The organism is Allorhizobium sonneratiae, from assembly GCF_023700755.1.
GTDB classification, from domain to species: Bacteria; Pseudomonadota; Alphaproteobacteria; order Rhizobiales; family Rhizobiaceae; genus Allorhizobium; species Allorhizobium sonneratiae.
The window spans coordinates 325,369-344,417 of sequence record NZ_JAMKOJ010000001.1; the positions used below are offsets into that span (position 1 = coordinate 325,369).

The 19,049-nt window shown below is 57.6% G+C and carries 16 protein-coding genes; 7 read left to right on the forward strand and 9 right to left on the reverse strand.

What is annotated here, in order from left to right; all coding sequences use genetic code 11:
• Positions 1–81 precede the first annotated feature (81 nt).
• Both NAC44_RS01380 and NAC44_RS01385 read right to left on the reverse strand, forming a co-directional pair.
• The gene (locus NAC44_RS01380) at positions 82–882 is read right to left on the reverse strand and encodes a creatininase family protein (RefSeq protein ID WP_250937086.1); all 801 of its coding nucleotides are present in this window, start codon (positions 880–882) and stop codon (positions 82–84) included.
• A 232-nt stretch (positions 883–1,114) separates the two neighbouring features.
• Positions 1,115–2,011 (reverse strand): DMT family transporter, encoded by an 897-nt coding sequence (locus NAC44_RS01385; protein WP_250937088.1) that lies wholly within the window; start codon positions 2,009–2,011, stop codon positions 1,115–1,117.
• 200 nt (positions 2,012–2,211) lie between these two features.
• On the opposite strand from NAC44_RS01385, the gene NAC44_RS01390 reads away from it, so the two are divergent.
• Complete coding sequence (locus NAC44_RS01390) at positions 2,212–3,516, forward strand: adenylosuccinate synthase (protein WP_250937090.1); 1,305 nt, start codon at positions 2,212–2,214, stop codon at positions 3,514–3,516.
• 146 nt (positions 3,517–3,662) lie between these two features.
• Positions 3,663–5,744: a hypothetical protein gene (locus NAC44_RS01395; protein ID WP_250937091.1), complete on the forward strand. Its 2,082-nt coding sequence runs from the start codon at positions 3,663–3,665 to the stop codon at positions 5,742–5,744.
• A gap of 169 nt (positions 5,745–5,913) precedes the next feature.
• On the opposite strand, the gene NAC44_RS01400 is transcribed toward NAC44_RS01395, so the two are convergent.
• Positions 5,914–7,167, reverse strand: coding sequence for an MFS transporter (locus NAC44_RS01400; RefSeq protein WP_250937093.1), 1,254 nt, complete (start codon positions 7,165–7,167; stop codon positions 5,914–5,916).
• Positions 7,168–7,361: 194 nt separating this feature from the next.
• On the opposite strand from NAC44_RS01400, the gene NAC44_RS01405 reads away from it, so the two are divergent.
• Entirely contained in the window at positions 7,362–8,624 is a 1,263-nt protein-coding gene (locus NAC44_RS01405; RefSeq protein ID WP_250937095.1) for an arsenic transporter, read from the forward strand.
• Positions 8,625–8,765: 141 nt separating this feature from the next.
• On the opposite strand, the gene NAC44_RS01410 is transcribed toward NAC44_RS01405, so the two are convergent.
• From NAC44_RS01410 to NAC44_RS01420, 3 genes are all read right to left on the reverse strand, one after another.
• A complete protein-coding gene (locus NAC44_RS01410; RefSeq protein WP_274706742.1) occupies positions 8,766–10,742 on the reverse strand; it encodes a methyl-accepting chemotaxis protein in 1,977 nt (658 codons plus the stop codon).
• A gap of 851 nt (positions 10,743–11,593) precedes the next feature.
• Positions 11,594–12,496: an RNA polymerase sigma factor RpoH gene (gene rpoH / locus NAC44_RS01415; protein ID WP_250937097.1), complete on the reverse strand. Its 903-nt coding sequence runs from the start codon at positions 12,494–12,496 to the stop codon at positions 11,594–11,596.
• 193 nt (positions 12,497–12,689) lie between these two features.
• Positions 12,690–13,724: an RluA family pseudouridine synthase gene (locus NAC44_RS01420; protein ID WP_250937098.1), complete on the reverse strand. Its 1,035-nt coding sequence runs from the start codon at positions 13,722–13,724 to the stop codon at positions 12,690–12,692.
• A gap of 118 nt (positions 13,725–13,842) precedes the next feature.
• Between NAC44_RS01420 and NAC44_RS01425 the strand changes: the two genes are divergently transcribed.
• Positions 13,843–14,226, forward strand: a complete 384-nt coding sequence (locus NAC44_RS01425) for a hypothetical protein (RefSeq protein WP_250937099.1) — start codon at positions 13,843–13,845, stop codon at positions 14,224–14,226.
• Between the two features lie 9 nt (positions 14,227–14,235).
• Positions 14,236–15,072 (forward strand): TrmH family RNA methyltransferase, encoded by an 837-nt coding sequence (locus tag NAC44_RS01430; RefSeq protein WP_250937100.1) that lies wholly within the window; start codon positions 14,236–14,238, stop codon positions 15,070–15,072.
• Positions 15,073–15,103: 31 nt separating this feature from the next.
• Here NAC44_RS01430 and NAC44_RS01435 read toward each other — a convergent pair whose 3' ends face one another.
• Both NAC44_RS01435 and NAC44_RS01440 read right to left on the reverse strand, forming a co-directional pair.
• Positions 15,104–15,403 carry a hypothetical protein gene (locus NAC44_RS01435; RefSeq protein WP_250937101.1) on the reverse strand — a complete coding sequence of 100 codons (300 nt, stop codon included), beginning with the start codon at positions 15,401–15,403 and terminating at the stop codon, positions 15,104–15,106.
• Between the two features lie 40 nt (positions 15,404–15,443).
• Positions 15,444–15,995: a DUF1134 domain-containing protein gene (locus NAC44_RS01440; protein ID WP_420839851.1), complete on the reverse strand. Its 552-nt coding sequence runs from the start codon at positions 15,993–15,995 to the stop codon at positions 15,444–15,446.
• A 223-nt stretch (positions 15,996–16,218) separates the two neighbouring features.
• On the opposite strand from NAC44_RS01440, the gene chpT reads away from it, so the two are divergent.
• Both chpT and NAC44_RS01450 read left to right on the forward strand, forming a co-directional pair.
• Positions 16,219–16,872: a histidine phosphotransferase ChpT gene (gene chpT, locus NAC44_RS01445; protein WP_250937103.1), complete on the forward strand. Its 654-nt coding sequence runs from the start codon at positions 16,219–16,221 to the stop codon at positions 16,870–16,872.
• Between the two features lie 561 nt (positions 16,873–17,433).
• Positions 17,434–17,805: a response regulator gene (locus NAC44_RS01450; protein ID WP_250937104.1), complete on the forward strand. Its 372-nt coding sequence runs from the start codon at positions 17,434–17,436 to the stop codon at positions 17,803–17,805.
• 237 nt (positions 17,806–18,042) lie between these two features.
• Here the strand turns inward: NAC44_RS01450 and ctrA are convergent, their stop codons facing one another.
• A complete protein-coding gene (ctrA, locus tag NAC44_RS01455; protein WP_250937108.1) occupies positions 18,043–18,744 on the reverse strand; it encodes a response regulator transcription factor CtrA in 702 nt (233 codons plus the stop codon).
• Positions 18,745–19,049: the final 305 nt, after the last annotated feature.

A 19,049-nucleotide genomic window follows, 5' to 3' on the forward strand; every position in this document is an offset into this window, starting at 1 on the left:
TTTCATCGTTATCGCCGATCTGCCGGAAGATTGACCGGCCTGCCTAAAAAGCGGACACCCTCTGCTCGGTTCCGGTGCAGATCAGGCCGGAGAATAGAGCGCGGAAAGCGGGTAGGCCTTGATATCCTGCAACAATTCGATGAAGGCGCTGACCTGATGGGCGCAGATTGCCTTGCCCTTGTCCGCCGTGCCTTTCGAGGCATCGCCGACCACGCCCGCCGGATTGAGATCATGGGCAATCCAGGCCAGCGCATGGGGAGGCAGGGGTTGAAGAAACCGGCTGTGGTCGCTCATCCATTCTGCCCGCGAGACAAAATTGTCCGCCTTGTCCATGCGCACCAGTTCGGGGCGGAAGTGGAGCATCAGCGAGGTCTCGACCTCGCCGCCGTGAATGCCGTATTTCGCCTCATGATCGGAAATCATGCCGACCGGATGGCCGAAGCGGGCCCATTGCGTCGCCACCACCGCCATGTTGAAGCGCACCCTCAGTTCACGGGCGACGATGTTCATGATGTCGAGATTGCCGCCATGGGAATTGACGATCACCAGCTTGCGCAGCCCGGCCTCGGCGACTTTCTGGCCAATGGCCGTCCACATGGGAATGAGCAGGTCCGCGCCGAAGGAGAGCGTTCCCGGTCCATGAATATGTTCGTTGGCCTTGCCGATTTCCTGAAGCGGCAGCACGAGAATATCGAGATCGTCCGGGCAGGTCGCTTTCAGCTCGGCCAGCATGCCCTGCGCGATGGCGACATCGGTGGCCACCGGCAGATGCGGCCCGTGCTGCTCGGTCGAGGCAATCGGCAGGATGGCAATGGTGGTCTCCGCTGACAATGCGGCAAAGTCATGGGTGTTGAGCTCGTTCCAGTAAAAGGGTTTTGCCATGATCGTCTCCGCTTGATCGCTGCATTGTCCGGCTTACTGCATCATTCCTGAAATCGGCTGAGAGTTTGAGCATTTCCGGATGGAAAACCGCTATGCACTTTTCTCGGAACAATGCTCTAACGTGGAAATTATGCAGCAGATTTAAAGTGTTGCAGCATCGTGCGTTTGATAAAACGCACGATGCTGCAACATGCAAGAATGATGCCGGATGGTGCAGAGATCACTTGCCCGATCAGGACGCCGATGCCTGTTTCGGCTTGCCCTGTTCTGCCAAGGCAATGCCGCCCAGCACCAGTGCCAGTGCGATGAGGTGAAAGCCTTGCAGTTTTTCGCCGATGATGAGGACGGACAAAAGCGTGCCGAAGACCGGTACGAGATTGATGAACAGGCCTGCCCGGTTGGCGCCGATGACGCTGACACCTTTGATATAGAAGGTCTGGGAGACCAGAGAGGGCAAAAGACCGCAATAGGCGATCAAGGCATAGCCGCGGGCATCTGGCCAGACAAGGCTTGCCGTTGAGGCTTCCCACAGTGTCAGAGGAATGGCGGCCAGTGTCGCGCCGAGCGACAGAATGGTCATCAGGCTTTGCCAGTGAATGTCCGGTTTGAAGCGCAGCGCCAGCGTATAGATGCCATAACAGGCCACAGCCAGCAGCATCAGCGCATCGCCGGAATTGACCTTCAGCGAGAAAAGGGCAGCAAGATCGCCGTGTCCGGCGGTGAGCGCCACGCCGAGAAAGCTGACGAGGAAGCCGGCGATCTGCACCGGTGTGACGGCAATGCGGAACAGGATATAGTTAAGGATGAAAATGAAGACCGGCACGCCGCCCTGTTCGATGACGGCGTTGACGGTGGAGGTGTAATGCAGCGCCGAATAGAGGAAGCCGTTGAACAGGCTGAAACCGATGGCGCCCAGGCCGAGCAGCAGCGGCAGTTTCGGCCGGATTTTCGGCCAGTCGCGGCGCAGGGTCTCGCGCGACATCAGCGTCAGCACGATCACCGCCATGAACCAGCGGGAGAACGTCAGCAGCATCGGACTGATATGGCCGACAGCCAGCTTGCCGGCGACCGCATTGCCACCCCAGAACAGCGTGGCCAGGGCAAGATAGACATAGGCTTTGGCGGACAAGGCACGTCTCCTTTTGCGGGCATCTGCGGGGCGACATAGGCCCGCATCCGGGTTTTGTCACGCAAAAACCCGGATGAGCTGCGCATAAAGGGTCGCTTTTAAGAAAACAACACAGTATAGATGCGCGGGTTTGGGCAGCGTGGCCGTTTCCGCCGCGCCGCTTTTGTGCGTGAAAAACGCTTGCAGCACAGGATGTGGAAATGACGAACGTCGTGGTGGTTGGCTCCCAATGGGGCGACGAAGGCAAGGGCAAGATCGTGGACTGGCTCTCCGAGCGCGCCGATATCGTGGTGCGCTTCCAGGGTGGACACAATGCCGGCCATACCCTTGTGATCGATGGCGTTTCCTACAAATTGTCGCTGCTTCCCTCCGGCGTTGCCCGTCCGGGTAAAATGTCGGTGATCGGCAATGGTGTGGTGGTCGATCCCCATGCGCTGCTGGCGGAAATCGCCCGTCTCGGCGCGCAAGGTGTGCATGTCACGCCAGAGAATTTGCGTATCGCCGACAATGCCACGCTGATTCTGTCGCTGCACCGCGAGCTGGACGGCATGCGCGAGGACGATGCCGCCTCCAGCAACAGCGGTGCGAAAATCGGCACGACCCGGCGCGGCATCGGCCCGGCCTATGAAGACAAGGTCGGCCGTCGCGCGATCCGCCTGATGGATCTCGCTGACCCTGAAGGTCTTGCCGAAAAGGTGGCGCGCATTCTGCCGCATCACAATGCGCTTCGCCGCGGCTTCGGCGCGCCCGAAGTCGAGCATCAGACGATCATGGACGAGCTTCTGTCGGTGGCCGACAAGGTTCTGCCCTTCCGCGAAACGGTCTGGCTGATGCTGGACAAGGCGCGCCGCAAGGGTTCGCGCATCTTGTTCGAAGGGGCGCAGGGCTCGCTGCTCGATATCGATCACGGCACCTATCCCTTTGTGACGTCTTCCAATACGGTTGCGGGGCAGGCTGCGGCCGGTTCCGGCATGGGGCCGGGCGCGCTCGGCTATATTCTTGGCATCACCAAGGCCTATACGACCCGCGTTGGTGAAGGGCCGTTCCCGACGGAACTGACCGACGAGATTGGCCAGTTCCTCGGCGAAAAAGGCCATGAATTCGGCACTGTTACCGGGCGCAAGCGTCGCTGCGGCTGGTTCGATGCCGCTCTTGTGCGCCAGTCGGTCGCAACCAACGGCATTACCGGCATCGCATTGACCAAGCTCGACGTGCTTGACGGCCTTGATGAATTGAAAATCTGCGTTGGCTATAAGCTCGATGGCGAAGAGATTGATCATCTTCCGGCAAGCCAGGCGGCGCAAGCTCGCGTCGAGCCGGTTTACGTGACGCTGGAAGGCTGGAAGGAATCCACCGTCGGCGCGCGCAAATGGGCCGATCTGCCAGCGCAGGCAATCAAATATGTGCGGCAGGTGGAGGAGTTGATCGGCGCGCCCGTGGCCCTGTTGTCCACAAGCCCGGAACGCGACGATACCATACTTGTGACCGATCCCTTTGAGGATTAAGCTTGATGGTAAACAAATCCTAAGCGATATCGGCCCGCCGTGAGGCGACGGGCCGGGAACGGGCGGGAATAACAAGCTTTACGGTTATGGCGCCGATCGGTTCGATTGTCGCTTTACCTATGGGCTGGTGACCACGAGAAAGTTGGATGGCAGATTTCGTAGCAGTGATTCGGCGTGCCGTTGACGGTTTGTCGAACAATACCCCGGAAATGCGCGTAAAGGTCTATGAGAAGGCGCGCGGCGCGGTCACGCGGCAACTTCAGACCATGACGCCGAAACTCTCTGAGGACATGCTCAGCCGCCAGCTGGAAAAGCTTGAAGCGGCGATTGCCGAGGTCGAGTCGGATTATGCCGAGGCGCTGCCGCCCCTTGAGGAGGACGTGCCGCAGGACGTCTTTGCCGGTGCGCCGGAGCCAGAACCCGCAGCAGAGCCGGAGCGGGAACCCGAGCCAGAACCTGAAGCTGAGCCAGTGCATGAGCCGGTGCCACACGCGCCTGAGGCCTATGCGGGCGCATCGTCTCAGAGCGAAGCCTATCATCATGAAACCCATGCTGATGAGGAGGTCGAGCACGAGGCTGAGAGCCATCAGACGCAGTCCTATGCGCCAGTTCATACGCCTTTTGATGCGCCTTGGGCGGCCCCGGCATCGGAGCCTGAACACTATCGTGCCGATGAGCCGCATCATGCCACCCCGCTTCCTTTTCAGGACGAGCCTGAAGACCGGCATGATCCCCATGGCGATATCATGCCTGAACAGCCCCCTGTCGCTGCACCATGGATGCGGCATGAAGAGGTTCTGCATGCACCGGTTGAGGAGCCGGTTGTCTATGAGCCCTTATCGGAGCCGCAGGAGGAAAACGAGCCCCGCCATCCGATGGATGACTGGGTTCACAGCAATTTCGGTGCTGTAACACCGCCGCCGTCGCTGCGCCGGCCGGTCGATGACGAGGCCGCTGATGAGAGTGCCGGGTCTCGACAGGACGCGAACAGCGAAACGGATCTTCTGAGCGATTTCGATGCCTTCGTTCGCACCTCGACGGCGGACAAGGCTGAAGACCGTCGTGAGGCACGCTCCGAGACTGCGCATTGGGACAGCCCGATGCCAATGATCGAGCCCGGAAAACCGGGCGAACATGGCGGCGATCCGGCCTGGTTCAGCGATTTCTCCGGCGTGGCCGCAGCGTCCCAGCCAAAGCCGTCAGTTGATCCTGCACCCGATTTGCTTGCTGCCTCTGCGACGTTGCCGCCGCCCTTGCTGAAAAAAGGCCGTGGTCTTTCCGGCAAAAGGCCCTCTGCTGGTGCTTTGCGCCGGTACGGGGTAAGCCTTGCTGTTCTGCTCATTCTTGTCGGGGCAGCTTTCTTTGCCTATCAGCAGCGTGACCGGATCGGTTCCATGGTCGGTAGCCTGACCAGCACCGCCACCGATAAATCGGCGGCGACGACCAGCAAGGCACCAGCCCAGAGTCAGGCGGCAGCCGATGGCGCAGGTGCGGATGGTCAGAAATTTACCCAGCGTCTGATGCCGGACGGGTCTGAGGTCGATGCCGGTCAGGCACCGGCCAGTGCGGACACCGCCGAGGGTAAATCGGTCGCGCAGCAGAATGTCGCTGCCAATGTGCCGGCGGCACCATCCTCTCAGGATGGCGCCAAGCCGGTGCCCTTCACCATTCCGGCCAATGGTCAGAAGGCCTATCTTTATGAAGAACAGGTGGGGCAGGCCACCCCGACAACGCTTCAGGGTTATGTGGTCTGGAGTGCCCAGACCGAGCATAGCGACGACGGCAAGAGCCAGCCTGTCATTCAGGGCAAGCTGACCATTCCCGAACGGGGGCTGACGGCGCTGATTACCTTCAAGCGCAATACTGATCCGTCGCTTCCCGCCAGCCATCTGGCAGAACTGGTCTTTTCCGTGCCGAAGAGCTTTGATGGCGGCGGCATTGACAGCGTGCAGCGGATTGCAATGAAGGCGACCGAGCAGGATCGCGGCGACCCGATTGTGGCGGTTCCCGCCAAGATCACCGACGACACCTTCATGATTGCCTTCAACGACTTCCCCGACGTGGTCAAGCGCAATATCGATATGCTGCGCCAGCGCCAGTGGATCGATATTCCGATCAGCTATAACAACGGTCGCCGCGCTCTGATTACGCTCGATAAGGGCACGGTCGGTCAGCAGATTTTTGACAAGGTGATCAACGAGTGGGGTCCGATCCAGGACAAGAAGTAAGCCGCAATTGATCGTCTTTGAAATGGACCTGCCCGACGGAACTTGACCCGGGCAGGTTTTATTTTTGCCAGTATACAGCGACCTTTGTGCGCCAAATATGGCGCACAAAGGTCGCTGTAACACTTTTAATCTACTGCATAATTCCTGAAATCGATTCCGATTTAAGAAATTATGCAGTGGCGGCTGTTGTCGTCGGGCTCTTGATCCGGTCTGGCCGTTCCGGCGCCACCTGCTTGCGGTTGATCAGGAACAACACGAGCGCCAGGGCGGCAACGCCGCCATGAACGAAATAGGCAAGCGAATAGCCGCCCTTTTCCGTCAGCCAGCCGGCAACGATATTGCTGGAAGATGCGCCGATACCCTGTATGGTCATCACGGCGGCAAGTCCCAGATTGAAGCGACCCGACCCATGCAGAATACGCTCGGCGGCAATGGGCGTGGCGATGCCGATCAGGCCAGCGCCGACACCATCGAGGATCTGCACCGGATAAATCGCGGCAAAGCCTGAAAAACTGCCGGCGATCAGGCCGCGCAGCGGCAGTGCCACCAGCGCCACAACGAACATGGTGCTGAGACCGAAGCGTTTCAGAATAAAGGGTGACAGGGCTGCAACCGCAATCATCGACAATTGCGACACACCGGTGGTGATGGCGGTGGTCTTGAAGGGACTGTCCAGCTTGATGGAAAAATCCTGGGCGATCAGACGGCTGATCGGCGCATTGCCGAAGTGAAAGATCATCAGCATGATGGCCAGAATAATCAGCCCGCGATTGTGGGTGAGGACGCTCAGATGCGACGGGGCGGGATGATGATTGCCGTCCGGGTTAAAACCGCGTGCGGCATCCTGATCGATATCGGCGGCCCGGATCGAGAGTGTCGCGGCAATGGTTGCCGCCGCCGCGACGATCATCAGCCCGACGACGCCCGACTGGCCGAACCGGTCAGTCAGGACAAAAACGCCGGCGAGGGCGCAGACATTTCCGGCATGGTTCCAGATTTCATTACGCGACACCTGGGCGGAAAAGGCCTTTTCGCCAACAAGGCCAAGGGTCAGACCCATCAGCGCAGGACCGATCACGGCCCCAACCAGAGCGGTGGCCGACTGACCGCCGAAAACGGAGGCCGCATCGGGACTGGCCAGCGTCCATAAGGCCATGGCGGTGACCAGCAGAACGGGCAGAATGATCATGCTGCGCTTGTAGGGAAGGCTGTCGACAAGTGCACCGAACAACGGTGTGGCGATCATGCCGATCACCCCGCCAATGGTGGCGATCACGCCGAGTGTCATCGGCGTCCAGCCATGGGTTGCCAGAAATCCATCGAGAAAAGGACCAAGCCCGTCCCGCGCATCCGCGAGAAAGAAATTCAAGATAGCGAGCGCAATGAGAGAGCGCCGACTTGCAACAGTCAATTGCGGCGACATGGGCAATCTGATTCCAGAAATACATTATATTTTCCCTTAAATTCAGGGGGAATAAAATTGTTCCCTGAGGCTTGCGTTTATTTTTCCGCGGCCTACTTCCTCTCCCGGACCGGGGCGGGTAACGGTTGATCAGGTCATTTTTCCCTTGTGCGCAAGCCGACTTTTGAACAGGCCCAATTTTGACAGGAATGCCAATGACATCGATTTATATCACCTGGGCTGTCGCGGTTCTGGCGGTGCTGGGGGTGATCATCCGGCCTTTCTCCTTACCGGAGGCGGTTTTTGCCGTGGCGGGGGCGCTCATTCTCATGCTGCTGGGGCGTATCGATCTTGCCGATGCGCTGGCAGGCGTGGAAAAGGGAACGGATGTCTATCTTTTTCTGATTGGCATGATGCTTTTGTCGGAGCTTGCCCGGCGTGAAGGGCTGTTCGACTGGCTGGCGGCGCTGGCGACGGCGCGGGCGAAAGGATCACCGGTACGGTTGTTTGGGCTGGTCTATCTGGTCGGCATTGTGGTGACGGCGTTGTTGTCCAATGATGCAACAGCTGTGGTGCTGACACCGGCGGTTTATGCGGCAACACGGGCGGCAAGACTGAAAAATCCGATGCCCTATCTTTTGATCTGCGCCTTTATCGCCAATGCCGCCAGTTTCGTTCTGCCGATTTCCAATCCGGCCAATCTGGTGATTTTCAGTGGCGGGGTCATGCCGCCGCTGCCCGCCTGGTTTGCCACCTTTGCCCTGCCGTCGCTGGTCGCGATTGTTGTGACCTATGCCGCCCTGTTTTTCGTCTGCCGCCACGAGATCCGCACGGAGACGCTGGCGCGTGACAGTGTTATGCCGCCATTGAGCCGCAGCGCCAGCCTGGCGGGTGCGGGCTTGCTGCTTACCGCCGTGATTTTGATGGCAGCCTCGGCGCTGGGGTTCGACCTTGGCCTGCCGACCTTTATCACCGGCACTTTGACCACGCTTGTCGTGCTGCTACTGACCCGGCAAAGCCCGGTCGAAACGCTCAAAGGGGTGTCGTGGAGCGTCTTGCCGCTGGTTGCTGGCCTGTTCGTGCTGGTGGAGGCGCTGGACAAGACGGGTCTGACACAGATGCTGGCCGATGTGCTCAAGCAGCAGACGGTCGCGCATGGGACGCTCGCTCCATTTGGGGCCGGATTGGCCACCGGTTTTCTCGCCAATCTGGTCAATAATCTTCCGGCAGGGCTGGTGGCGGGCGCGACGGTGGCGGCGGCAAAGGCGGGTAGCGCTGTCTCCGGCGCGGTGCTGATCGGCATCGATCTGGGGCCGAACCTGTCGGTTACCGGCTCGCTCGCCACGATTTTATGGCTCACTGCGCTGCGCCGGGAAGGGCTGCATATGGGGGCCTGGGCTTTCCTGAAAATCGGGGCGGTGGTGATGATCCCGGCGCTGGTGCTGTCGCTTGCAACGCTCGTTGCCATCAGCGGCTGAGTGCCTAGAGAATTTCTAGGAAAACCGCTCTGCACTTTTCCGGGAAATGCTCTGGCAACAGGACACGCCAGATTTACGCAATGCAAAACAGCCGCAAACAGGGGTTGCGGCTGGCATGTTTCTGGATGGAATGACGTCTGATCAGAACTCTTCCCAGCTTTCGGCCGGTGCGTTTGCGCCCATGGCCTTGGCCAGCTTATTGACCATGCGGCGGGCCGGGGAGGGCTGCTGCTTGTGTGAGGCTGCAGCGGCTGCGGGTTTCGCCGAGGCAGCTCTCATGGCGGGTGCAGAAGAGGCCACTGCGGAAGAGGCAGGCATCGAGGCATGGCGGGCGGCGCCATCGAAGCGGAACTGGCTGATCAATTGGCGCAACCGGTCGGATTCGCTGGCAAGTGTCGAGCTGGCGGCCGTGGCTTCTTCCACCATGGCGGCGTTCTGCTGGGTCACCTGATCCATCTGGTTGACGGCGGTGTTCACCTCGGCCAGACCGACCGATTGTTCGCGGGCGCTGGTGGCAATGGCATCGAGCTGGGTGTTGATCGACACAACATGGCTCTCGATGATTTTCAGCGCCTCACCGGTGGCGGTGACCAGCTTGACCCCGCCTTCGACTTCCTGAGCCGAATTGCGGATCAGGTCCTTGATCTCCTTGGCAGCCTGGGCCGAGCGCTGGGCCAGTTCACGCACTTCCTGCGCGACAACGGCAAAGCCCTTGCCGGCTTCCCCGGCGCGTGCGGCTTCGACACCGGCGTTCAGCGCCAGAAGGTTGGTCTGGAAGGCGATTTCATCAATCACGCCGATGATGTTGGAGATCTGGCTGGAGGATGCCTCGATCCGCTGCATGGCATCGATAGCCTTGGAGACGACCTCACCGGACTGGCGGGCGGAGGTGTTGGCTTCCATCGCCACGGTGCGGGCCTCTTCCGTCCGCTTGGACGAGTTGGAGACATTGGTGGTGATCTGATCCAGCGCGGCTGCGGTTTCTTCCAGAGATGCCGCCTGCTGTTCTGTGCGTCTGGACAGATCGTTGGCGCTGCCGCTCAGTTCACGTGCACCGGAATCGATGGTTCCCGTGGCGTGGGAGACCTGCATCAGGGTTTCACGCAAGGTGTTGACGGTGGCGTTGAAATCGTTGCGAAGGCCTTCAAATTCCTGGGCGAACGGCTTGGAAAGGGTGAAAGTGAGATCGCCGTCGGACAATTGTTTCAAACCCTGAGCCAGACCGGATGTCGCCTCAGCCATATCCTCGGCGCGCTTGCGATCGATGTCGGCAATGCGGGCGCGTTCGCTTTCGTTCATCTGCCGGGTTTCGGCAGCCTGACGATCGCTTTCGATCTTGTCTATGGCCGTTTTGCGGAACACTTCCACACAGGCAGCCATTTCGCCCACTTCATCCTTGCGGCCCTGACCGGGGATGGTGATGTCATTGCGGCCTGCAGCCAGATCGAGCATGGCGCCGGTGATGCCGCGCAGAGGGCTGACCAGAGCCCGGTTGAGCAGGAAAAGGCCGATGGCTGCCGTCAGCAGCATAACGATCCCGCCGACAATCGATGTCGTCACGGAGAGGCTGGCTGCATTGTCAGCATCTGTCTTGCGCACACCGAGCAGAGAGGATTCTGCCTCGATCATCTGCTTGACGATGCCGCGAATGCCGTCCATCGAGGTCTTGCCAGCGCCGGAAATCTCGATCTGGCGTGCTTTGTCCCAGGTGGCCTGATTTTCCATGAACTGCATTTCGGGTCTTACGACTTTATCGTGCCAGTTTTGCGCGAAAGCATCGATGTCATCGAGGCGTTTCTGCTCGGAAGGATTATCGGAGGTAAGCTGTTTCAGCGCATCCCAATTTGTCTTATAGGCCTTCTCGCCAGCAATCTGCGGCTCGAGAAACTTTTTGTCTCCTGCCAAAAGATAGGCGCGCATGCCGGTTTCCTGGTCGACCATGGCCGCCATCATGGTATTGATATGGCCAATGACAAGATAGGTGTGATCGGTCCATCTGGAACTGTTGCTCTGAGTGGAGCTTGAGTTGTAGCTGACTGTCGAAACAATTAGGCTGACAGCAATCAGCACGCCCAGAATCAGTGATATTTTGGTAAGAGTTCGTGCATTTTGGAACATGACTGCCTGCTTCCCTATGGTCGCCGGAGGGCTGATCCTCCGGATTTTCGCTTCGCTGTGTTTTGCCTGCCGGGTATTCATTTTGAATTTTCTATGTATCGTTAATTACAAATATAAATTCAATTTATTAAGAATTTACTCATGTTGTAAATCCTGTTGATTCTTGGCAGAAATGCAGTCATGGATTGTAAAGACTGCTATTCACGCGCGTTTTCAAAATAATTTATTTTAAGTTGTGGCGAATTTTACTTTTATTCTCCGCTTACCGGATCCTTAGTCTTAAGGATTCATAAATCCTAATGGCTGTTGCGTTGATGGTTGTTACACTCAACGTTTGCTTGTGAACTTTATATAAATCACTAAATTATAAAATGTTCAAAAAATCCCTAGAATTTTAGGGTTGTATGTTTTTCTTCGAAAAAGAGGGGGAGAGACAGAGGTTTTGGGCAGATTTCAGCGGTTGCAATGCTGTTTTAGATGAAAACAAGGCCTTTGCAGTGCCGTGCGCCATATATGGCGCGCGCAGGTCGCTGTACCCCTATAAATCTACTGGATAACTTTCACCTTAATCCATTCCGGTTTAAGGTGAAAGTTATGCAGTACGTTGTCGATTAAAGCATGTCGCGTTTTATTGTCCTCAATAAAACGATAAAGAACATGCTAAAAAACAAAGGCTTAAAGCACGTTGACTGAGGATGATAAGCCCCAATGGGGTTGAGAGCGTTTCTGTGTTGAATGGAAACACAGAAACGCTCTCACTTTTTGTTATCAAATCGTATTTTTTCGAAAACCGGTTCCCGCTTTTCGGCTGATGCTCTCAAAGCTGAAAGAGATTTGCCGCTGTCTCGTTCTCAGGCATCCACCACGCGCAAGGCTTTTGCGCGTTCTTCCGCCTCTTTTTGAACGGCTTCCTGCACTTTTTCAAAGGCGCGAACCTCGATCTGGCGCACGCGCTCGCGGCTGATGTCGAATTCCGTTGAAAGATCCTCCAGCGTGACGGGGTCTTCTTTCAGGCGGCGCGCCTCGAAAATACGGCGCTCTCGATCATTCAGCACATCCAGGGCACGGGAGAGCATGGAACGGCGGGTTTCCAGTTCATCCTGTTCGATCAGGACCTCTTCCTGACTGTCATGCTCATCGACGAGCCAATCCTGCCACTGGCCGGATTCGCCTTCGCTTGCCCGAAGCGGGGCATTGAGAGAGGCGTCACCGGAGAGCCGCCGGTTCATCGATACGACTTCTTCCTCGCTGACATTCAGCTTGGTGGCGATTTCCTTCACCTGATCGGGTTTGAGATCGCCTTCGTCAATCGCCTGGATACGGCCCTTGAGGCGGCGCAGGTTGAAGAACAGCCGCTTCTGATTGGCGGTTGTGCCCATTTTAACCAATGACCACGAACGCAGGATATATTCCTGAATGGAGGCCTTGATCCACCACATGGCATAGGTGGCAAGACGGAAACCGCGCTCGGGATCGAATTTCTTCACCGCCTGCATCAGGCCGACATTGCCTTCGGAGACGACTTCGCCGATCGGCAGACCATAGCCGCGATAGCCCATGGCGATTTTCGCCACCAGCCGCAAATGGCTTGTCACCAGCCGGTGCGCGGCATCGCGGTCGCCATGCTCGGCATAGCGTTTCGCCAGCATATATTCTTCCTGCGGCTCCAGCATCGGAAACTTGCGGATCTCATCGAGATAACGGTTGAGACCGGCTTCGCCAGCGGTAATGGTCGGTAATGTATTGCGGGCCATTGAGCACCCCTTTCGTCGATGAACTCCCCTGGATCAAAAGGGCAAGTTCGCTCCTGCGGATCGCATGATCCCACACGAGTCCAGTTCAGAGATAAGAATGCTTTCGCCACAATTCAAGCATTTCAACCGCCATGTGGCCATAGCAAAGGCTGCTTTTGCAGCCGCATGTCTGAAACAATGATCCTGTCTCGGCTTAGTTCCCGTCCATTGTCTGCAAGGCGTCGATGATCACCTGCATATCCTCGGGCAGTGGCGCTTCGAAATGGAGCGTTTCGCCGGTTGAGGGATGCTCGAAGGCCAGAAGATAGGCGTGCAGCGCCTGGCGATGGAAATCCTTTACCAGGGTTTTTGCCGGTTCCGGCAGGCGGTTGGCCTTGGTCTTGAAGGCGGCGCCATAATCGGGATCGCCAAGGAGCGGATGGCCGATATGGGCCATATGCACGCGGATCTGGTGGGTGCGGCCGGTTTCCAGCCGGCATTCCACCAGCGAGGCAAGGCAGCTTGCATCGGGTTGCTGGCCGTAACGCTCCACCACCTCGTAATGGGTGATGGCCTCGCGGGCGTCGTCGCTGTCTTCATGTTTGACGGTGCGTTTGGTGCGGTCTCCGGCGCGGCCAAGGGCGGCGTCGATCGTGCCCCTCAGACTTTGTGGACGGCCCCAGACCACGGCCTGATAGGCGCGTTCCAGCGGGCCGGAGCGGCCATGATCGGCAAACTGCGCCGCCAGATGCCGGTGGGACAGATCATTCTTGGCCACGACCATGACACCGGAGGTTTCCTTGTCCAGCCGGTGGACGATGCCGGGACGGCGCACACCGCCAATGCCGGAGAGGCTGTCACCGCAATGATGGATCAGCGCATTGACCAGTGTGCCGGTCCAGTTGCCTGCACCCGGATGAACGACGAGGCCTGCGGGCTTGACGAGCACGATCAGATCGTCATCCTCATAAAGCACGTCGAGCGGAATATCTTCCCCTTTGGGCTCCGGGTCTTCCGGCTCCGGCATGGCAATCAGCAGATGCTCGCCCGGCCTGATCTTGCGCTTGGCCTCGTGCACCACCTGACCGTTGATCGAAATCGCGCCCTGTTCAATCAGGGCCTTGATGCGGCTGCGCGACAAGTCCCCCTCCAGCGTCAAAGCCAGCCAGGCATCGAGCCGCCCTTCGGCGTCATCGCCTGCAATCAGCTCTTTCCTCACTGCGTCGGCTTGTTTAAAGGGGGCAGTCATTGCGCGATCCTGTCATTCGGCTTTGGAGCGCTGTTCGATATGAGATAATCAGATCGAAACGCAGTCCAACGCAAGCCCGAGGGGGCGGATATGCGCCCGATCAGGAAAGGTGAAGTCTATGAGCCAATTCGACGCCGAGGACCAGCAGGAGGAAAAGCCTCTCGATCCTGTGCTCGAAAAAGTGCGACGCAAGATGGTGCGGTTGCAGCTTGTATCGGCGGGTGTGATGTTTGTCAGCCTTATGGCTGTCCTTGGCGCCGTTGTCTATAAGGTGCGGCATGTCTCCGCACCAGAAAAGCCGGAAATTGCCACGCCGTTTGCCGTGCCGTCCGATCAGCCTCTGGCGCTGACGGCGCAATTGCCGGACGGTTTTACCGTCACCTCGACCTCGCTATCAGGTGCTGAGATCCTGTTTTACGGCAAGACAGCTGACGGACAGGCACAGGCGCTGGTCTATGATCTGAAGACTGGCCGGATGGTGGCCGTGGTCACGCTGCGCTAAGGATCGGCAGTGCCAGATTTTCTTCCCATCACCGATCCGGACGATCCGCGCGTGTCAGCCTTTCGCCATATCCGCGAAAAGGATCTGGTCGGACGTCAGGGCCGGTTCATCGCTGAAGGCACGGTGGTTCTGCGGATGCTGCTTGCCGCCCATCGGGCAGGGCGAGGCATTGAGGCCGAGGCGCTGCTGCTTCTGGAAAACCGGGTTTCCGGTCTGGCAGACCTTTTGCAAGACTGGCCGCCGGATCTGCCGGTCTATGTCGCCAGTGCCGCTGTCATCGATGCGATTGCCGGGTTTCATCTACATCGCGGCGTACTGGCGCTGGGGCGGCGCAACAGCGCGGACACGCTTGAGGCGTTGATTTCCCGTCTGCCGGAAGATGCGCTCCTGCTCACCGGATGCGGCATTTCCAATCACGACAATGTCGGTGCCATGTTTCGCAATGCCGCAGCCTTTGGCGCCGATGCGGTTCTGCTGGATGAGGCAAGCTGCGATCCCCTTTATCGCAAGGCGCTCAGGGTTTCGGTCGGTTCGGTGCTGACGACGCCCTATCTGCGCCAGGATGACGGATTGGCGCTGCTTGCAGCCCTTGACCGGGCCGGTTTTCTGATCGCCGCACTCAGCCCCTCCGGCAGGCTGGAGATCAGTGCGCTTGGCAAGATGATGGCGACACGCAGGCGCGTGGCGCTGGTTCTCGGCACGGAAGGCGAGGGATTGCCGCAGACAGTGCTTGAGCGATTTCTCAGCGTACGCATTGCCCAGTCGCCAGCTCTCGACAGTCTCAATCTTGGAACGGCCAGCGGCATTGCGCTGCACAGTCTGGCCGTGGCCATGGGGCGGGTATAGCGGACGGTCAGGCTTTCCTGCCGATGCCGGCTTATGCCTTTTGCCTGAGCTTCTGCTGGATAAGCCCTTCGGGGCGCGCCGCGTCTGCGGGCAGCTCGGTCCTGTCTGCCAGCAGCGAGGCTAGAGCGGCAGTCTCCTGCCTGTCACAGGCGGTATAGATCAGCATGTCGGCGGCCAGATCGGCAATCGCCTCGCGCAGGCGGGCGCTTTCCGTGGGGTCGTCCAGCACCTGTCGGCTGCTGACCTTCAACTGTGTCTTGAGAGCGTTCGCCCGCTGCTGCAGGCTGTCCGTTGAGGGTGAGGTCCAAACGTCTCTGTCTCTGTCTGTCACGCTATGCTCTTTGGTTCGAGACCAGGATTGCCGGATGAGGTCAGAAGGGATTCCAGGTGGCTTGCGGGGTCAATTTCAGATAGCCGACATTGATGCCGAGACGGGCACCGATACCGGTGCGGATCGGGGCGATGACCATATTGTCGTTTTTCAGCACGGTCATGCCGAAACCCGCCACCACATAGGCTGAGCCGCTGACGCCGCCGAAACGGCTATAGAGACTATCCACCGAGGGCAGGTTATAGACCAGCATCATGGTGCGGTTGCCATCACCGCCGTAATCAAGGCCAAGAGACGGCCCCTGCCAGAACACCGGATGCTGACCGGCATTCTTGGTGTAAAGCGTACCCTCGCCATAGGTCAGCCCGGCGATGAAGGCGCCGGACCCTTCCTGACCCAGAATATAGCCGTTGGGAAGGCCGTATTGGGAAAAAGCCTTCTCGACCACTTTCGCCAGGGCGCCACTGGTTGAGCCAAAAAAGGAATGTCCTGCATCGACGACTTCCTGAATGGTGTATTGATCGTCCCGAGCCTGCTGGGCCTGAGCCGGAAGAACGGCGCCAAGGGTAACGGCCAGAACGGCCGCAATCATGATCCAGGCGCCTGAGAGGCCCCGATGAGCGGAAAAGCGCATTGTTTCCTCCTCGGAAATAAACAAACTGATGTTTTATAGACGTTGTCACTATCTTGATGGTTTGGTCTTAACAATCGGTTTACCAAATATGGTGTCATTATGACGGAGACACAGGATGGTCAAAACCCGGCCAACCTGCCATAAGGCTGTTCGTGCGACTTTGCCGCCGAGGGAGACATCGATGCTGAAAAACCCGAACCTGACGCTTGCTGGTCCTGATCTGGCGGCCTTGCTGTGCTCGCGTGTGTGCCATGATGTGATTTCTCCGGTGGGGGCCATCAATAACGGTCTTGAACTGCTGGATGAAGGCGGCGCCGATGCCGACGCGATGGATCTGATCCGCACCAGCGCGCTCAATGCTTCTGTCCGGCTGAAATTCGCCCGTCTGGCTTTTGGCGCATCCGGCTCTGTCGGCGCTTCAATCGATACCGGCGAAGCAGAAAAAGCGGCCAAGGATTTTGCCATTGCCGAAAAGAAGACCGAGGTGAGCTGGAGCGGTCCGCGCGCCATCATCGCCAAAAACCGGGTCAAGCTGCTGCTCAACCTGTTTCTTGTGGCCTATGGCGCCATTCCGCGTGGCGGTTCGCTGGATGTGACGCTGGAAAATCCGGAATTCGAAGCGAAATTCTCCATCGTCGCCAAGGGCCGGATGCTGCGCCTGCCGCAGAAATATGCCGAAATCCTCAATGGACATATGGAAGAGGCCGTCGATGCCCATTCCATCCAGCCCTATTATACCGTGTTGCTGGCCGAGGAATCCGGTATGGTGCTCAAATATGCCGTCAATGAAAACGACATCGTATTCACGGCAGAGACGTTGGACGCCGGGGCATAATCCTTTTGCCCGCACTGTCGTGGGGTATAGGCTCAAGCGAAGCAATGCCCCCTGACCCTTTGTCCAGCGTGTGCCATTTGCGCCGGTAATGCTTCATTAGGCTTCTTGTTTTACGCTTGTGGCAAGGGTCTGGGTGGTTTTGTGGCTGATTACGCGGCGTTGTTTGCCGTTGACTGTGCGTGGTTTGATCCGCTGGAATGAGATCGGTAGTCGCAGTCTTTGAATGAACGCATATCGTTATCGCAAACTGCTCCAAACTTCCTATGCTGATGCTTCCCTGTCTCAGGACATATCCTGCCTGACACCGGGGATGTAATGACCTTTTGGGCAGTATGCATCTGAACGGAGTTTGAGGCGCTGCATGGCGTTGTCGTTTCATTACGCACTATGGAACGCGACAGGAGTGGATGCATAATGTCTTGAGGCGGGATCGATTCAAGATAAAATTATGTAGAAGATTGAGAATGTTACAGCGTCCAAACTATGTTTTTTAAAAACGCGGGCGCTGTCGGGAGATGATGATGATCATGCACCTCCCGTGTGTGCCTATTGTGAGAGGAGATGAGCATGAAGCGACTTTTGATTGCGGATTCCTCGGACATTGTCCGGAAAGTCGGCCGCAAGATTCTCTCCGAACTGGGCTATGACATCAGCGAAGCGGCGGATGCCCGTGCTGCGCTTGTAAGTTGTGAAACAAGTCTGCCGAATTTCATGATCGTCGATTCCGGCCTTGATGGTGCGCTCGACCTGATCACCAATGTGCGAGCTATGCCGGATGGCAAGACCGTCCGGATTTTTTACTGCGTCATTGAGGCAGATCTGAAAACCATGATGCTTGGCAAGAGGGCAGGGGCCAGCGACTTTCTCCTCAAACCCTTTGATCGCAAGACCTTGACGGCTGCTTTCAGCAAGTCGGAAGGGGCGGCTGCCTAAAGCATGTCGCGTTTCATTGTCCTCAATGAAACGATAACGTTCATAAGAAAAATCAAAGACTTAAAGCGCGTTGCATAGGGCTGATAAGCCGCAGCATCCTTTAAACAAACAATACAAAAACCGGCAGGACCGCGCCTATCTCTTGGCGTGATCCTGCCGATTTATTGAATTTATAATCTGGACCTTGTGGCCGCACTGGATGATACGGCCAATCAGTATCCTCAAGCCTGCTTGCGATCAGGCCGTTTCCATATATTCGCTACCATCCGGCTCGCGCAGCACATAGCCGCGGCCCCAGACGGTTTCGATGTAATTGGCGCCGCCAGCCGCATTGGCCAGTTTTTTGCGCAATTTGCAGATGAAAACGTCAATGATCTTCAGTTCCGGCTCGTCCATGCCGCCATAGAGATGGTTGAGGAACATTTCCTTGGTCAATGTCGTGCCTTTGCGCAGCGACAATAGCTCAAGCATCTGATATTCCTTGCCTGTCAGATGCACACGCGTGCCGCCAACCTCAACCGTCTTGGCATCGAGATTGACGATCAGTTCGCCGGTGACGATGATCGACTGGGCATGCCCCTTGGAACGGCGTACGATCGCATGAATACGGGCAACGAGCTCGTCCTTGTGGAACGGCTTTGTCATGTAATCGTCAGCGCCGAAGCCGAGGCCGCGGACCTTGTCCTCGATGCCGGCCATGCCGGACAGAATGAGGATCGGAGTTTTCACCTTCGACAGGCGCAGGGTGCGCAGAACCTCATAACCCGACATGTCGGGCAGGTTCAGGTCGAGGAGAATGATATCATAGTCATAAAGCTTGCCGAGATCGACGCCTTCTTCGCCAAGATCCGTAGTGTAGACATTAAAGCTCTCGGACTTGAGCATCAACTCGATGCTCTGCGCCGTCGCGCTGTCGTCTTCGATGAGTAGAACCCGCATAATTATCCCCTTTACCGCCGCCGAAAGGTCAAGATGGCCCCCTACGCGATACGGATCCAGTCGTTGCCTGATTTGAAGGCTGCCATCAAATGGTTAACAAATTCTGATTCCCTCTGGCAAGGTCTATCGAATCTATTAAGTTTCATGGTGAACCTCCTGCTTCACTCTTTGGTTTCTCATCGCCACAGATGAATTCTTACGGAAAAAAGCCCCGGTAAGTGATTCATTTGACTTATCATTGTCGAAGTCCACGTTTTTGGACCCTGGCATTTACCGACCCTTAAATGATCCTCCTTATCATTAAC